General features: G+C 64.9%; 15 protein-coding genes. 5 read left to right on the forward strand and 10 right to left on the reverse strand.

Features of this window, described 5'->3' with window-relative positions; translation table 11 throughout:
* Nucleotides 1–43: 43 nt before the first annotated feature.
* From AC0L3U_RS02720 to AC0L3U_RS02755, 8 genes are all read right to left on the reverse strand, one after another.
* Complete coding sequence (locus AC0L3U_RS02720) at nucleotides 44–1,258, reverse strand: ABC transporter substrate-binding protein (RefSeq protein WP_473360584.1); 1,215 nt, start codon at nucleotides 1,256–1,258, stop codon at nucleotides 44–46.
* A gap of 295 nt (nucleotides 1,259–1,553) precedes the next feature.
* Nucleotides 1,554–2,381 (reverse strand): ABC transporter permease, encoded by an 828-nt coding sequence (locus AC0L3U_RS02725; RefSeq protein ID WP_473360585.1) that lies wholly within the window; start codon nucleotides 2,379–2,381, stop codon nucleotides 1,554–1,556.
* Nucleotides 2,378–3,640, reverse strand: a complete 1,263-nt coding sequence (locus AC0L3U_RS02730) for an ABC transporter permease (protein WP_473360586.1) — start codon at nucleotides 3,638–3,640, stop codon at nucleotides 2,378–2,380. The genes AC0L3U_RS02725 and AC0L3U_RS02730 overlap by 4 nt, the downstream gene beginning before the upstream one ends.
* A gap of 34 nt (nucleotides 3,641–3,674) precedes the next feature.
* Nucleotides 3,675–4,724: an ABC transporter substrate-binding protein gene (locus tag AC0L3U_RS02735; RefSeq protein WP_473360587.1), complete on the reverse strand. Its 1,050-nt coding sequence runs from the start codon at nucleotides 4,722–4,724 to the stop codon at nucleotides 3,675–3,677.
* A gap of 86 nt (nucleotides 4,725–4,810) precedes the next feature.
* Nucleotides 4,811–5,950: an ABC transporter ATP-binding protein gene (locus AC0L3U_RS02740; protein WP_473360588.1), complete on the reverse strand. Its 1,140-nt coding sequence runs from the start codon at nucleotides 5,948–5,950 to the stop codon at nucleotides 4,811–4,813.
* A gap of 133 nt (nucleotides 5,951–6,083) precedes the next feature.
* Nucleotides 6,084–7,652 carry a DUF4403 family protein gene (locus AC0L3U_RS02745; RefSeq protein WP_473360589.1) on the reverse strand — a complete coding sequence of 523 codons (1,569 nt, stop codon included), beginning with the start codon at nucleotides 7,650–7,652 and terminating at the stop codon, nucleotides 6,084–6,086.
* A 135-nt stretch (nucleotides 7,653–7,787) separates the two neighbouring features.
* Nucleotides 7,788–8,426, reverse strand: a complete 639-nt coding sequence (locus AC0L3U_RS02750; RefSeq protein WP_473360590.1) for a Vgb family protein — start codon at nucleotides 8,424–8,426, stop codon at nucleotides 7,788–7,790.
* A gap of 30 nt (nucleotides 8,427–8,456) precedes the next feature.
* Nucleotides 8,457–9,677 carry a helix-turn-helix domain-containing protein gene (locus AC0L3U_RS02755; RefSeq protein ID WP_473360591.1) on the reverse strand — a complete coding sequence of 407 codons (1,221 nt, stop codon included), beginning with the start codon at nucleotides 9,675–9,677 and terminating at the stop codon, nucleotides 8,457–8,459.
* A gap of 147 nt (nucleotides 9,678–9,824) precedes the next feature.
* Here AC0L3U_RS02755 and AC0L3U_RS02760 point away from each other — a divergent pair, with 147 nt between their 5' ends.
* Entirely contained in the window at nucleotides 9,825–10,619 is a 795-nt protein-coding gene (locus tag AC0L3U_RS02760; protein ID WP_473360592.1) for a DUF899 domain-containing protein, read from the forward strand.
* Nucleotides 10,612–10,905 carry a hypothetical protein gene (locus AC0L3U_RS02765; RefSeq protein ID WP_473360593.1) on the forward strand — a complete coding sequence of 98 codons (294 nt, stop codon included), beginning with the start codon at nucleotides 10,612–10,614 and terminating at the stop codon, nucleotides 10,903–10,905. The genes AC0L3U_RS02760 and AC0L3U_RS02765 overlap by 8 nt, the downstream gene beginning before the upstream one ends.
* Here the strand turns inward: AC0L3U_RS02765 and AC0L3U_RS02770 are convergent.
* Nucleotides 10,881–11,300 carry a c-type cytochrome gene (locus AC0L3U_RS02770; RefSeq protein WP_473360594.1) on the reverse strand — a complete coding sequence of 140 codons (420 nt, stop codon included), beginning with the start codon at nucleotides 11,298–11,300 and terminating at the stop codon, nucleotides 10,881–10,883. The two genes, AC0L3U_RS02765 and AC0L3U_RS02770, sit on opposite strands and share 25 nt — an antisense overlap.
* A 101-nt stretch (nucleotides 11,301–11,401) precedes the next feature.
* Nucleotides 11,402–12,109 (reverse strand): L,D-transpeptidase, encoded by a 708-nt coding sequence (locus AC0L3U_RS02775; protein ID WP_027570664.1) that lies wholly within the window; start codon nucleotides 12,107–12,109, stop codon nucleotides 11,402–11,404.
* A gap of 273 nt (nucleotides 12,110–12,382) precedes the next feature.
* Between AC0L3U_RS02775 and AC0L3U_RS02780 the strand changes: the two genes are divergently transcribed.
* The 3 genes from AC0L3U_RS02780 to AC0L3U_RS02790 all read left to right on the forward strand — a co-directional run bounded on the left by AC0L3U_RS02780 (nucleotide 12,383) and on the right by AC0L3U_RS02790 (nucleotide 14,933).
* Nucleotides 12,383–13,435, forward strand: a complete 1,053-nt coding sequence (locus AC0L3U_RS02780; RefSeq protein ID WP_473360595.1) for a glycosyltransferase family 4 protein — start codon at nucleotides 12,383–12,385, stop codon at nucleotides 13,433–13,435.
* Nucleotides 13,436–13,465: 30 nt separating this feature from the next.
* Entirely contained in the window at nucleotides 13,466–14,155 is a 690-nt protein-coding gene (locus tag AC0L3U_RS02785) for a class I SAM-dependent methyltransferase (RefSeq protein WP_473360596.1), read from the forward strand.
* Between the two features lie 118 nt (nucleotides 14,156–14,273).
* Nucleotides 14,274–14,933, forward strand: a complete 660-nt coding sequence (locus AC0L3U_RS02790) for a hypothetical protein (protein ID WP_456768385.1) — start codon at nucleotides 14,274–14,276, stop codon at nucleotides 14,931–14,933.
* The last annotated feature ends 40 nt before the right edge of the window (nucleotides 14,934–14,973 follow it).

The raw sequence follows: 14,973 nt of genomic DNA on the forward strand, positions 1-14,973 counted from the left end.
ATTCTGGATTGCTTCGCTTCGCTCGCAATGACGGAGAATGCCGCTAGTTCCCCTTCACCAGAGGGCAGCCGCCCTTGTCGAGCGGGCGGAAGGCCTCGTCGCCGGGCACGGTGGCGATCAGCTTGTAGAGGTCCCACTCGCCCTTGGAGTCCTCGGGCTTCTTGACCTCGAACAGATACATGTCGTGGACCATGCGGCCGTCGATGCGGATCTTGCCGTTCTTGGCGAAGAAGTCGTTGACCGGCGTTTTGCGCATCTGCTCCATCACCTTCGGTGCCTCGTCGGACTTGATGGCGTCGATTGCCTTCAGATAATGCATGGTCGCCGAATAGAGCCCCGCCTGGATCATGGTCGGCATGTGGCCGACCTTCTCGTTGAAGCGCTTGGAGAAGGCGCGCGTCTCCTCGTTGGTGTCCCAGTAGAACGCGTCGGTGATGATCAGGCCCTGGGTCGACTTGATGCCGAGCGAATGAACGTCGGTGATCTCCATGAGCAAGGCGATCATCTTCTGGCCGCCCTCCGTCAGGCCGAACTCGGCCGCCTGTTTCAGCGCGTTGGTGGTGTCGCCGCCGGCATTGGCCAGCGCGACCACCTTCGCCTTTGAGGCCTGGGCCTGGAGCAGGAACGAGGAGAAGTCCGACGAGTTGAGCGGATGGCGGACCTCGCCGAGCACCTTGCCGCCGCTCTCCTTGACGACGTTGGCTGCGTCGCGTTGCAGCGCCATGCCGAAGGCGTAGTCGGCGGTGACGAAGAACCAGGTGTCCTCGCCGCGCTTGACCATCGCCTTGCCGGCGACGTTCGATAACGCATAGGTGTCGTAGGTCCAGTGCACCGTATTGGGCGAGCAGGCGACGCCCGTGATATCGGATGAGCCGCCGCCGGAATTGATGTGGATCTTGTTCTTCTCGCGCGTCAGCGCCGAGATCGGCAGCGCCACCGACGAGGTCGGAACGTCGAAGATCGCGTCGACCTTGTCGTTGTCGTACCAGTTGCGGGCGATGTTGACGCCGACGTCGGGCTTGTTCTGGTGATCGGCGGAGACCACTGCGACAGGCTTGCCCGCGACCTTGGCGCCGTAATCGGCGACCGCCATCTCGACGGCAGCGAGCGAGCCTTTGCCGGTCGCGTCCGCATAGAGGCTCGACATGTCCGTGAGCACGCCGATCTTGACGACATCGTCGGAAATCTGCGCCTGGGCGGCGCCTGACGTGGCGGCGAGAGCGAGTCCGGCCGCGACCGCGGCGATGAGTTTTTGCATTTTGTTTTTCTCCCTCAGCGTTGTTGTTTGGGCTTTGTTGCGGGAGTCGTTCTAACGACTATCGGTCGCGGGAGCAAAGCCCGGAATGCGCGAGGAGGGTTGAGAAATAAGCAGGGCGCGCGGTGTTTTTGCCCTCTCCCCTTGTGGGAGAGGGTGGCTCGCCGCGATAGCGGCGGGACGGGTGAGGGGTTCTCTCCGCGAGTCCTACTGTCATTGAATGGGCGGAGAAAGACCCCTCATCCGGCGCTTCGCGCCACCTTCTCCCACAAGGGGAGAAGGAGAAGACACCGCGCGCTCACGCGCCGCCCTTCAGCCGTTCATTGCGCCGGCGCAGGCCTTCCAGTGTGGCGAGCAGGATGACGGAGACCGTCGTCAGGATCACCGCCGCTGCCGTGATGGTCGGGCTGATGTTCTCGCGGATGCCGCTGAACATCTCGCGCGGCAGGGTGCGCTGTTCCGGACCTGCCATGAACAGCACGATCACCACCTCATCGAAGCTGGTCGCGAAGGCGAACAGCGCCCCCGACGCCACGCCGGGCAGGATCAGCGGCAGGATCACGCGGCGGAACGCCTCGAGCGGCGAGGCGCCGAGCGAGGCGGCGGCGCGGGCCAGATTGGTGTCGAAGCTTTGCAGCGTCGCACCGACCGTGATCACCACGAAGGGCGTCGCCAGCGCGGTGTGGGCCAGGATCAAGCCGAGATAGCTGCCGGTCAGCCCGATCGGCGCGAAGAAAAAATACAGGCCAACCGCGGTGATGACGCCGGGCACGACGACCGGGGACAGCACGAAAGCCAGCACGAGCGGCTTGAACCGGCTCTTCCACTGCGCCAGCCCCAGCGCCGCCAGCGTGCCGAGCACCATCGACAGCAGGGTCGAGGCCACACCGATGATCATGCTGTTCTTCAGCGAATTCATCCAGCGCGGCGAATTGATGAAGTCGTCATACCAGCGCAGGGAGAGGCCCGGCAGCGGATAAGTGAGGTACGAGCCCGAGCTGAAGGACAGCGGCATGATCGCAAGGATCGGCGCGATCAGGAAGATGAACACCAGCGTGGAGATCACGATGGTCGCGGTCCACGCGATGCGCTGGCTCGGCGTGCGGATGGAGGAATTGTCGCTCAATTCTTCATCCCTCCCGTCACCTGCTGTCCCTGCACCAGCTTTCCATAGACGAGCGCGAGCAGAATAGTGGCGAGCAGCAGCACCGCACCCAGTGCCGAAGCAAGGCCCCAATTGGCGGTCTCGGTCGTGTAGAGCGCGATGAAGTAGCTGATCATCTGGTCGGCGGCGCCGCCGACGAGTGCCGGCGTGATGTAATAGCCGAGCGCCAGGATGAAGACGAGCAGGCTTCCCGCCCCGATGCCGGGCAGGGTTTGCGGCAGGTAGATCCGCAGGAAGGCAGTGAGGGGTGGCGCACCGAGCGAGGCCGCGGCACGCATGTAAGCAGGCGAGATCGCCTTCATGCTGCTGTACAGCGGCAGGATCATGAACGGCAGGAGGACGTGGGTCATGGCGACGCAGACACCGAAGCGGTTGTAGATCAGGCGCAACGGCGCGTCGATGATGCCAAGCCAGAGCAGGCTGTCGTTCACGACGCCTTTGCTCTGCAACAGAACGATCCAGGCGCAGGTGCGGACCAGAAGCGATGTCCAGAACGGCAGCAGGACGAAGATCATCAGCAGGTTCGACCGGCCGGGCGGCAGCGCGGCCAGCAAGTAAGCGACCGGGAAGCCGAGGATCAGGCAAAGTGCCGTGACGCTGAGGCTGATGAGGAAGGTGCGGGCGAAAACGTCGCGGTAGATGGCCTGATCCGGCGGGGCTGCGATAATCGCGCCGTCCGCGTTCCGCGTCAGATCGAGCGCCGACAAAAGGTAGAAGCCGGTCACGGGGCCACTGGCTTCCTTGATCGTGGTCCAGGTGGCGCGTTCGCGCCAGGCCGGATTGATCTTGCCCAGCGTCTCCCTGGCCGTGCCGGGCTCGGGCGCAGTCTTCAGATTGCGTGCGGTGGTGGTCAGGATCGTGCGGAAGCCGTTCAGTGCGTAATTGAGCCGCTTGGCCGCAATCGCAATGGTGCCGGAAGCGCGCGCCGCCATGATGTCGCCCGCCAGCGCCGCGTAGACCTTTTCGTCCGGCAGATCCCTGCCGTCCCAACTGGCGAGAGCCGCGATGGTCTGAGGCAGAACCAGACGCACCTCCCGGTCATCGACGGCACGCCACAGCATGCCGGCGATGGGCCCAGCGAAGGTGAAGAGCAGGAAGACGAGAAGCGGCAGAACCAGCGCCAATGCCTTGACCTGGCGTGCTCGCTCCGCCCGCCGTAATCGGCGCTTGAGCGGCACCTCGGTCGACGCATCGGCGCTGGTCAAGAGCGCATCCGTCATTGGTGTTACCTTCGGTCGAGCCCTGCGGAGCGCGCTATTTCGCGGCCCATTTGTTGAAGCGCTCGGTCAGGCGGTCGATGTTTTCGAGCCAGAAGGCAACGTTGATCTCGACCGCGTTCTTGATGTTGTCGGGCGCTGTCGGCAGGTCCTTTAGAACGGCAGGCGCGAGCAGGGCGGCTGCGTCCTTGTTCGAGGTGCCATAGGCAATGTTCTCCGACAGCTTCGACTGATTATCCGCCTTGCCGACGAAATCCAGGAACTTGTAGGCCGCGTCCTTGTTCGGGCTGCCTTTCAGGATCACCCAAGTGTCGATGGTGAAGAGGGCTCCGTCCCACACCATGCCGAAATTCTTCTTCTCGTTCTTGTTCGCGGTGTCGATGCGGCCATTGTAGACCGAGGTCATCGCCACCTCGCCGGAGGCGAGCAATTGCGGCGGCTGGGCGCCGGCCTTCCACCAGACGATGTCGCCCTTGATGGTATCCAGCTTCTTGAACGCGCGTTCGACGCCCTCGTCGGTCGCCAGCACCTTGTAGACGTCCTTTGGCGCGACGCCGTCGGCCATGAGGGCGATCTCCAGCGTGGTCTTCGGGCCCTGACGCAAGGCACGCTTGCCCGGAATCTTTTTGGTGTCGAAGAAGTCGGCCCAGCCCTTCGGGGCCTCCTTGAGCTTGTCCTTGTCGTAGCCGAGAACGAAATCGTAGAGGATGGCGCCGACGCCGCAAGCGTTGACTGACGGCGGGATATAGGCGGCCTCGCCGCCGATCTTCGAATAGTCGAGCTTTTCGAACAGGCCTTCCTCGCAGCCGACTGCGAGCTCGTCGCTTTCGACCTGGACGACGTCCCAGGTGGCGGCGCCACCCTGCACCTTGGCGCGCAGCACGCCGACGCCGCCGTCCCAGGACTCGTCGTTCATGGGCACACCGGCCGCTTTCTTGAACGGCTCGAAATAGACCTTCTTCTGGGCATCCTGATACGCGCCGCCCCACGACACGACGGTGAGGTCACGCGCCTGCGCGACCGTGGCCAGCGCCGCGCTGGCGGTGAGTGCCGCGGCGAAACCCAGGATAATCTTGCGCTTCAGCATGGTCTTGTTCCTTCTTCTTCACGTGACTTGCGTTGAGCTTGGTTGGTGCAGGTCCGCCCGCGTGCGAGCGATGCTGCATGGTTGGATCAGACGGGATCGAGGGCCAGGCAGTCCTCCGGGCGGAAGGTGATGAACACGTCATCGCCAGGTGTAAGGCTGCCAGCTCTTACGTTGCCAGCTCTCAGGCTGTCATGTGTCCCCGGCTGAAGCTTGACCATGAACTCCCTGTTGTCGGCGACGTCGAGCACGGCCAGCGCGTGGTCGCCGAGATAGATGGTATTCTGCACCTTGGCCGGCAGTCGGTTCGGTTCGTCGCTGGAGGTGCCATCCGGGATAATAGCGATCCGCTCCGGCCGCACCGACAGCGAGGTCGATGCGCCCGCGCCCGATACGTTGACCGCGCGTGCGGTCACGGCTCCGCCGCCCGCCAGCGCAACGCGGCAATATTGTTTCTCGACCGTCTCGACGGTGCCGGACAGCACGTTGTTCTCGCCGATGAAATGGGCGACGAAGCTGTTCACCGGATGCTCATACAGCGCGTCGGGCCTGTCGATCTGCTGCACGATACCATCGTTGAACACGGCGATGCGGTCCGACATGGTGAGCGCTTCACTTTGATCGTGGGTGACGTAGACGACGGTGATGCCCATCGTCTCGTGCAGTTGCTTGATCTCCAGTTGCATCTGCTCCCGCAGGCGCTTGTCCAGGGCGCCCAGCGGCTCGTCCATCAGCACGAGTTGCGGATTGAAAACCAGCGCGCGGGCCAGCGCCACGCGCTGCTGTTGACCACCGGACAGCTGCCCAGGCCGGCGCTGCGCCAGGGTTTCCATCTTGATCATGCGCAATGCCGCCTTGACGCGCTCCTGCGCTTCCGCCTTGTTGGTGTTGCGGACGGATAGCGGGAAGGCGATATTCTCGGCGATCGTCAGGTGCGGAAACAAGGCATAGTTCTGGAACACCATGCCGATGTCGCGCTTGTGCGGCGGCACGTTCTTGATCGGCCGGTCCGCGAGGTAGATCTCGCCATGAGTCGGAACCTCGAAGCCGGCCAGCATCATCAGCGTGGTCGTCTTACCCGAGCCCGACGGACCAAGCAGGGTGACGAACTCGCCCTTCCTGATGTCGAGATCGAGGTTCTTCACCACGAGGTGCTCGCCATCGTAGGTTTTCTGAATGCCGGAAAAGCGCACCAGCGCCGGCGCAGGCGTGACCATGCCGGCTTTCATGTCGTCCTCGCGTTATCAGCCACGATGCTGTCAGCACCTCGTCCCCGGGGTGCGAGGAATAGCTTAGCATCCTCCGTCCAGATTGCCAGCGGCGCAAGCGGCGACGCGCGGACCGTCGAGGGAAGGCGGCGCGCTACATTCCCGACAATTTCGTCACGGACACATTCAGCGAGCCGCCGGCTTCCGCGATTACACGCAGCGTCTTGGAGTCGAAGGCGATGTCGGCCAGCGTCAGGCTGTCGATCTTTGCCTCGACCCTGACGCCGTCCTCGCTCTTCTGGAAGTCCGCGATCGCGGCGGCGATCTTCTCGCGTGCATTGGCGGCAATCGGCTTCAGGTCGACCGTCGCTTTCTGCACCAGCGCCTGCTGCATCTGCGGCACCACCGCGCGTGCCGCGGCACCCAGCAGGCCGAAGGCCGCCTCGGACTCCACCGCGAGTTGGATGTCGGCGAGCCGCAGCGTCTGCTGCGCCTGGTCGAGCATGGGCCGGCCCCAGATGTGCACGGTCGCTTCGGCGCCGAGACCAAGCCAGCTCTTCTTCTCCTTGGCGCGCACCAGCAGCGAGATCAGGAGGCGTTCGCCGGACGGGATCACGTTGACGCTCTTGACGGTGACGTCCACGGGACCGGAGCCGTCCTCGGGATAGGTGTGGCCGACCATCTGCGCCGCGATCAGCTTGTTGATCTCGGTGAAGGGCACGTCGATCGGTACGCCGATGTTCACACCGGTGCCGGTCGGCGGCACGATCGAGATCTTGTCGGGGAACGGGCAGTCGGGCTTCGTCGGCGTGGAGGTGACGCGCGTCTCGGCTTCCAGGCCCATCAGCAGGGTCACGGCCTGCGCGTCGACGCGCGGCTGCGCCGCGATGGCGCGGATCGGCTTCATCTCCAGCCAGAGCGGCGGCAGCGCGGCCGAGGAGCCCGAGCCTTGCAGCGGGATCGAGCGGCAGGCCTTGGCCCATTGCAGCTTCGCGTTCTCCCGCAAGGTCGGATCGTTGCGCATGCGTTCGGAGACGGCGTTGATCTGTTCGCCGACGGTCTTGTCGATCAGCGGCTTCACTTGCGCGGGCACGTTGACCTTGGCGCCCGAGATGTTGAGGTTGGTGTCGCCAAGGTTGACCTGGGCGCCGAGATTGGGCTCGAGATGCCAGTTGGCCGCAATCTTCGGTCGCGAGGTGACGACGACGTTGCCCTTGATCTCGGCGCTGGCGTTCAAATTCTTGATGTTGACCGCGCCGATCTGTTTCGCGGCATTGCCGCCGAGCACGCTGCCGAGCGCCTCGCCGAGCGCGCCGGTGGCTTTCGACGAGAGCGAGCCCGTCACGTTCAGCTTGCCCGTGAGCGGCGTCGAGATTGTCAGCACGTCCCTGTCGCCGGCAGTTGCCATCGGCCCGCGTACGGCGGACCAGCCGATGTCGGCGTTCTCCAGGATTTGCGAGATCGGGTTCTCGGCCTTGCCGGCGAAATTGCGCGGAGCGGCCTTCTCGGCCTGTTCGCGGATCGCCGACAGCGCGATGGCGACCGGCGCCACCACGATCGAGCTCTTCGCGACCGGCGGCAGCGGCGGTAGTTGCGCGACTGGCGGCGCGGAATTCGTCGCTCGCGGCGACAGCCAGTCCATCGCCTTGAGGCTGATGAAAAACGACGCCGCGAGCACCGCGACGGCGATCAGGACAGTTTTCAAGTTCAGCGTCAGTCGCATCGATCCCCCAGGCCGCCCGGGCAGAAGTCTACAGGGCAGGCGAGGAGGGCGCTAGAGCCCACCGATGGGGTGGAATTGGGGCAAACAAATTAACGGCTGCGAACGCGCAATTGCCGCGCATTCGTCATGGTGCATCTAGCCGCGCTTCGGACGGCGCACCGCCCTCACATTGCCGCGATCTCCGCCCCCGCAGAAGAAACGGTCGCCGCCATCGGACTCCAATCCTGACACCATGGTCCCGGCGGGCAGGTCGAGCTGCTCCAGCACCTTGCCCGTCTCGGGGTCGATCCGCCTGATGTCGCTGTCCTCGCCTTCCCAGGTGCCGTGCCAGAGCTCGCCGTCGACCCAGGTCACGCCGGTGACGAAGCGCTTGCTTTCGATGGTGCGGAGAATTTTTCCCGTCTGGGGATCGACCTGATGGATCTTGCGTTCCCGATACTGTCCGACCCAGAGCGAGCCCTCGGCCCAGGCCAATCCAGAGTCGCCGCCGCCGCCGGGCGCGGGGATGGTGGCGAGCACCTTGCCGGTCGCAGCGTCGATCTTCTGGATGCGGTCCTCGGCGATCTGGAACAGGTGACGGCCGTCGAACGCCGTTCCCGCATGCGCGGCGACATCGATGGAGCGGGCGATCTTGCCATCGGCCGGGTCGACCGCGTTCAATCTGTCGCCGGATGCGAACCACATATGGCTGCCGTCATAGGTGACGCCGTGCACGGCTTCGACGCCCGCAAAGGGCCCGTATTCCCTGACGATCTCGGCGGCTGAACGTTTCATCTGCTCGGTCCCTGTGGTGTGTATCCCACCTTACGTCTTCATGAGCGGTCCCGGGAGTAACAAGCCTGTCGGGAAACCCGGGACGGGCGGCGTCATCCAGCGCCGCGCCCGTCCGTGTCCGAAGGACTGCACCTTGTTCGATCGCGCCAGCTCTTCGAGGGCGCGTTGCACGGTGCGCGCGCTCGTTCCCAGCGCCAGCGCGAGCGCCGAGCTCGACCAGGGCTCGCCATCGGAGAGGAAGGCGAGCACATTGGCGTGCTTTTCCTCGATGGGTCGTGCGAGGACGAGAACCTGCCGCGTGTTGCGCGGCGTCAGCGCAAAACCTTGGCTGGTCGCGCGGACATCGGCGAGGGGCTTGAGCTTGGTGCGGAGCCGTCCGATTTCGACGCGCAGCCGGGCGCGATGCGATTCGTCGACATGCCTTGCCTGAAACGCTCCCGTGATCAACGCTTCGCGCGAGACATCGGCGGGCCAGGCCTGCGCCAGCATGCGGGCGAGCGCGAACAGCACCGGCCGCGTTCCGAGCGACACGAGGATGCCTCGCCTGCGAACCGCGTGATGGAACGTGTCCACCACGAGCGCCTCCGATGTCGCGAGGTCCTCGATTTGGCTGAGCAGCAACGGCCGCTCGTGCCCGCGCGTGATCAGGCGCGCTGCGGGTGTGTCGAGCACGCGGCTCGTGCCTTCGACCTCGGCCGCAAGTGCGGCAATGCCGGCCTGCCGTGCTGCGCTCGCCGCGCGCCCGAGCGCCGCGCGCGCGTCTTTCGTTCTGAGCCGCCTGATGGCAATGCCGGCGATCACGAGCTCGCGGGCGACCTGCGACGCCGGGGGCAATGGCGTGGTCTTGGTCTCGGCCAGCGTGCGTTCGGCCTCATCGAGGCGCCCGAGAAGGAGAAGTCGGCGCGCCTCGATGTGGTCCGCATGGGCGGCATTGGCGAGGTCACCGTGGCTTGCAAGCGTCGCCCGCGCGGCCGCGAGCGTGTTGGCCGGCCAGTTCAGGTCGCGCGCGACGAGCGCGATCTCGGCCTCCGCCACCACGCATCTGGCGCGCGCGACCGCCTCTTTCGGGCCGAAGGCACGTGCGGCGCTGCGCAGCAATGTCTTTGCCTTTGCGAGATCGCCGAGCTGCGCCATCGCGATGCCGCGCAGCGCCAGCGAAGGCGCATCGTTGCGCAGTGCGACGCGGTTCAGCGCGCCCAGCGGATCGCCGGCTTGGAGCGCGCGGGCCGCGGCCGTGATCAGCGACTCCATTCAAATCCCGCCACACTTGTTACTCCCACCACGCAACCGTCCGGTGCGAGAGATCGTTGACCGCCGACAATGTGCGGCCAGGGGCGAGCGGTTCCGCATCTTCCATCGCGAGATCCGGAACGGCCGCCCGGGAAAAGTTGGAGAGCCATGATGACATCAGCTGACAACGCAGGAAATAACGGACAGGCCGCCATGCAAACACCGCCGGTGGTGTCGCCGCAGGACTGGGAGGCCGCCCGTCAGCAACTGCTCGTGAAGGAAAAGGCGCATACCCGTGCCCGCGACGCCCTGGCCGCCGAGCGCCGGCGCATGCCGTGGATGGAAGTGACCAAAACCTATGCGTTCGAGGGGCCCGGCGGCAAGGTCAGTCTGCACGACCTGTTTCAGGGCCGGCGGCAGCTGATCGTCTACCGCGCCTTCTTTGAGCCGGGCGTGTTCGGCTGGCCGGATCATGCCTGCCGCGGGTGCTCCATGGTGGCCGACCAGGTTGCCCATGTCGCGCACCTGAATGCCCGCGATACCACGCTGGTGTTCGCTTCGCGCGCGCCCCAGGCCGATATCAGCAGGCTGAAGCAGCGGATGGGCTGGACCATGCCATGGGTCACCGTCACCGACAGTTTCGATGCGGATTTCGGCGTTGACGAATGGCACGGGACCAACGTGTTCTTCCGCGATGGCAACCGGATCTTCCGCACCTACTTCGTCAAGAGCCGCGGCGATGAGCAGATGGGCGGCACCTGGAATTATCTCGACATCACGCCGCTGGGACGGCAGGAGGTCTGGGAGGATTCGCCGAAAGGCTATCCGCAGACGCCGACCTACAAATGGTGGAACTGGCACGACAGCTACACCGAAGGTGCCGCACCCGACAAGAAATGGGTCGAGATCTCGACCGCCGGCGAGAAGGCTTTTCGCGAGGAGGCGGCTGAAGGACGTGACTAGTCCCGTCAGCGCAACTGCCGGCGCGAGCCGCAACGGCGTGGTGGCCGCGCGCCACCTCGCCAGATGGCTGGGGCTGGCGGCCACGCCGACCTTTGCGATCATGGCCGTGCTGACGGCCGTGCTCGACGGCCCGGCCGACATGCTGTGTGGCTCCGGACATGGGGCGATGCTCGGCGGGATGGTGCCGATGTATCTCTTGATGAGCGCGTTTCATTCGGCGGCGTGGCTGAGGCTGATTGCGGAGCGGTGCAGCCGGTGGCTCTACTGCGAAGCCGCCTGCAAATAGGCAACGATCTTGCCGGCTTCCTCCGCCGAGACGCCGCCATAGGGCTGCATCTTGTTACCGGATACGATTTCGTCCGGCTTGACCATGAAGCGGGTGAGTTTGTCCTGGTCCCAGACGAAGCCGGCTTCTTTCATCGACGAGGAATAATTGTAGTTCGGCAGCGAGCCGGCCTTGCGTCCGACGATTTTATTGAGATTGGGGCCCAGACGATTGTCGCCCTCTTTCACCGAGTGGCAGGTGCGGCAGGAATTGTTGAAGGCTTGCTGGGCTGCGTCGTTGCTCGCCGGCTGCTGTGCGCGCGAGGCGGGCGCGGACAGCAGCAGCGTCAATGCGCCGGCGAGCATGCGCAGCCATGTGCCTGGCGTTTGCGGACGTGATCGCACTCGCGCCTCCATCGGGGATCGCGCCGCAGCACGCGCGCGCTTGGGGATGCCGAGGGCCAACGAAAACGGCCCCGGTGGGTTCCGGGGCCGTTTGCGTCACAATGTCCTGTTGCTTACCGCGTCGCGGCGCCGAGATCCGCGCGGCGCTCGGTCATCGGCAGCACGATGACCTTGGTGCCGACATTGACGCGGGAGTAGAGGTCCGCGACATCGTCATTGGTCAGGCGGATGCAGCCGGAGGAGACGTGCTTGCCGATGGTGTCGGGCGCGTTGGTACCGTGGATGCGGTAGATGGTGCCGCCGAGATACATGGCGCGGGCGCCGAGCGGATTGCCGGGGCCGCCGGCCATGTGGCGCGGCAGATAGGGCTGGCGGGCGATCATTTCCGGCGGCGGGGTCCAATCCGGCCACTCGGCCTTCTTGGTCACCGACTGGGTGCCGGACCAGGTGAAGCCGTCGCGGCCGACGCCGATGCCATAGCGCATCGCCTGGCCATTGCCGAGCACGAGATAGAGGTAGGTGTTGGGTGTATCGATGATGATGGTGCCGGGCGCCTCACGCGTCGCATAGGAGACGGTCTGGCGGCGGAAGCGGGCCGGCGTTTCGACGGCGTCCTGATCTTCGGACGGCGCGGCCTGATAGGGCGTGGCTTGATAAGGCTGATACGGCTGCGGCGCTGCGATCGGCGGCAGCGGCTGGAAGAAGGGGAAGAGCTGCACGGGCGCGGCCTTGGCCGGGCCAGCGAACGCGATCGCGGTCACAGCCACTGCGCCAAACGCAACGGCGCGCGAATAGGTCTTCAACGTCTCCAGATTGATCATTGGTCGCCCCTGTTGCGCGGTGTTTCTTGGTCACCCCGGCACCGTTTCGGTGCTCTGTTGCCTAGATCACTAACGGAAAGAAGTTTCGGGACGTTTGCGCGGAAAACCGAAAACGGCTTCATGGCCGCAAGGATTGTTTCATGACGGTTTCGTGGCTGCGCGGACCCGTTAACGAACAAAACAGCGGGCCGACACTTCCATGACGTCACACGCCTGAAATATCCGTGGTTGATGGTCGTAAGCCGAGAATCATAAAAATCTCGGGAATTTCCCATGCGGGTAATAATCGCGACTGACGCCTGGCATCCGCAGGTCAACGGTGTGGTGCGGACGCTGACCTCGCTGGCTGGCGCGGCCAAGGCATTGGACGTCGAGATCGACTTCCTGACGCCGGACGGCTTTCGGTCGTGGCCGTTGCCGACCTATCCGGGGCTGCGCATTGCGCTGCCGAGCGGCAAGGAGATTGCGCGGCGGATCGAGAAGGCGGCGCCCGAGGCGCTGCACATCGCGACCGAAGGGCCGATCGGCTGGGCGGCGCGGGCCTATTGCCGTCGCAACCGGCTCGCCTTCACCACCTCCTACACCACGCGCTTTCCCGAATACGTCTCGGTGCGGACCGGCATCCCCGCGAGCGTCGGCTATGCCGTGCTGCGCCACTTCCACGACGCGGCCGCAATGACGATGGTCGCAACGCCCTCGCTGCGGCAGGAGCTCTCCGAGCGCGGCTTCAAGCGGCTCGGCTTCTGGACGCGCGGCGTCAACACCGAGCTGTTTCATCCAGACGCTCCGGCCAAGCTCGATCTGCCCGGGCCGATCTTCATGACGATGGGCCGCGTGGCGGTGGAGAAGAATCTCGAGGCGTTCCTCTCGCTCGACCTGCCCGGCACCAAGGTCGTCGTCGGCGACGGTCCGCAGAAGGCTGCGCTCGAAAAGAAATATCCCGACGCGGTCTTCCTCGGCGAGAAGAAGGGCGCGGATCTGACCGCGCATCTCGCCGCCGCCGACGTGTTCGTATTTCCGAGCCTGACCGACACGTTCGGCGTGGTGCAGCTCGAAGCGCTCGCTTGCGGCACGCCGGTTGCGGCGTTTCCGGTGACCGGTCCGAAGGACGTCATCGCCGATCATCCGATCGGCGCTATCGATCACGATCTGCGCGCCGCGTGCCTGCGCGCGCTCACCATGTCGCGCCAGACCTGCCGCAACTTCGCGCTGGAGCGCTCCTGGGAAAACAGCGCGCGCCAGTTCGTCGGCAACCTCACTTCACTCCAGCCCAGCCGTGCCTTGCGCGCCTCGCCGATCATGGCGCGGCGGCCGGTGCGCGGCTGATCCCGTTCGACCACAGCGAGAACCTCATCGATGGCTAAGATCATGAACCTTGACGGCACCCAGCAGCTCGACCTCACCCGTGGCACGGTCGAGCAGGCCTATGATCGTTGGGCACCGGTCTACGATTTCGTGTTCGGCGGCGTGTTCGCCAAGGGCCGGCAGGCCGCGATCGCGGCCACCAACAAGATCGGCGGCCGGGTGCTCGAGGTCGGCGTCGGTACCGGCATCTCGCTGCCGCTCTACGCGCCGCATCTGCGCATCTTCGGCACCGACATCTCGGAGGCGATGCTCGACAAGGCGCGCCAGCGCGTCACCGAGGGCAAGCTGAACAACGTCGAAGGCCTCGCGGTGATGGATGCCGAGAAGCTCGAATTCCCCGACAACTCCTTCGACGTCGTGATGGCGCAATACGTCGTCACGGCCGTGCCGAACCCGGAAGTCGCGCTGGACGAATTCGCCCGCGTGCTGCGCCCGGGGGGCGAGCTCATCATCCTCACCCGCGTCAGCGCCGACACCGGAATGCGCCGCTTCATCGAGCAGAAGCTGCAGCCGGTGGTGCGTCCGCTCGGCTTCCGCACCGCCGAGTTCGCCTGGTCGCGTTACGCCAAATGGCTGGCCGGTGCCAACGGCATCGAGCTTGCCGAGCGCCGCCTGATCCCGCCGCTCGGTCATTTCTCGCTGGTACGCTTCCGCAAGCTCGACGTCGCCAAGGCGGCGTGAGCCGCCGTTCGCGTGCGTCACCGCGTCGCTGCACATCGTCACATGACAAAATGATGATGTCACACGGCCTACATCGAATCTCTGTAAATCCTGAACCCGAAAGCATTTGGGGAAGAGCATGATCAAGAACTATCTCGAGCAGCTGCGGATCCAGCGCTGGGACGACCATCGCTACTATCACCACAGCCGCATCAATCAGAGCCTGCACTTCGTCAGCGCGCTGAGCTTCCTGTTCGCCTATGTCTGGCTGTTCGTCGATCCCATGGTCTCGGCGCTGGTCGGCTGGCTGGTCTCGATGACCTCGCGCCAGGCGGGTCACTTCTTCTTCGAGCCGCACGGCTACGACCAGATCAACCAGGCGACGCACGAGCACAAGGAAGAGATCAAGGTCGGCTACAACCTTCAGCGCAAGGTGGTGCTGATGTCGATCTGGGCGCTGTCCCCGGTGGTCCTGTTGGTCGATCCCACGCTGTTCGGACTGTTCACGCCCTGGGTGGGCGCGACCGACTTCATGCGGCAGGTCGCCAAGATCTGGCTCGTGGTCGGCGGCGGCGGTCTCATGTTCCGCACGGTGCACCTGTTCTTCATCCGCGACGTCGAGACCGGCCTCGTCTGGATGACGAAGATCCTGACCGACCCCTTCCACGATTTGATGCTCTACCGCAACGCGCCGCTGGCGCTGATGCGCGGCGAGCTGATGGACCCCGGCCTGCACCTCAAGCCCGAGCATACGTTGGGCCTCATCGGCGAGCCCACGCTCGAAGAGCAGCACGCCTGAGCGCGCTTTTCTCACAAGCTACTCCGATGTCGATTGGCTA

Source organism: Bradyrhizobium sp. Kon69 (assembly GCF_055807515.1).

Coding starts and splice junctions, on each gene's coding strand:
- AC0L3U_RS02740 (WP_473360588.1), bottom strand. CDS start 5,950: ATGAAAGCCGGCATGGTCACGCCTGCGCCGGCGCTGGTGCGCTTTTCC.
- AC0L3U_RS02780 (WP_473360595.1), top strand. CDS start 12,383: ATGCGGGTAATAATCGCGACTGACGCCTGGCATCCGCAGGTCAACGGT.
- AC0L3U_RS02785 (WP_473360596.1), top strand. CDS start 13,466: ATGGCTAAGATCATGAACCTTGACGGCACCCAGCAGCTCGACCTCACC.
- AC0L3U_RS02750 (WP_473360590.1), bottom strand. CDS start 8,426: ATGAAACGTTCAGCCGCCGAGATCGTCAGGGAATACGGGCCCTTTGCG.
- AC0L3U_RS02790 (WP_456768385.1), top strand. CDS start 14,274: ATGATCAAGAACTATCTCGAGCAGCTGCGGATCCAGCGCTGGGACGAC.
- AC0L3U_RS02735 (WP_473360587.1), bottom strand. CDS start 4,724: ATGCTGAAGCGCAAGATTATCCTGGGTTTCGCCGCGGCACTCACCGCC.
- AC0L3U_RS02760 (WP_473360592.1), top strand. CDS start 9,825: ATGATGACATCAGCTGACAACGCAGGAAATAACGGACAGGCCGCCATG.
- AC0L3U_RS02755 (WP_473360591.1), bottom strand. CDS start 9,677: ATGGAGTCGCTGATCACGGCCGCGGCCCGCGCGCTCCAAGCCGGCGAT.
- AC0L3U_RS02770 (WP_473360594.1), bottom strand. CDS start 11,300: ATGGAGGCGCGAGTGCGATCACGTCCGCAAACGCCAGGCACATGGCTG.
- AC0L3U_RS02720 (WP_473360584.1), bottom strand. CDS start 1,258: ATGCAAAAACTCATCGCCGCGGTCGCGGCCGGACTCGCTCTCGCCGCC.
- AC0L3U_RS02745 (WP_473360589.1), bottom strand. CDS start 7,652: ATGCGACTGACGCTGAACTTGAAAACTGTCCTGATCGCCGTCGCGGTG.
- AC0L3U_RS02775 (WP_027570664.1), bottom strand. CDS start 12,109: ATGATCAATCTGGAGACGTTGAAGACCTATTCGCGCGCCGTTGCGTTT.
- AC0L3U_RS02730 (WP_473360586.1), bottom strand. CDS start 3,640: ATGACGGATGCGCTCTTGACCAGCGCCGATGCGTCGACCGAGGTGCCG.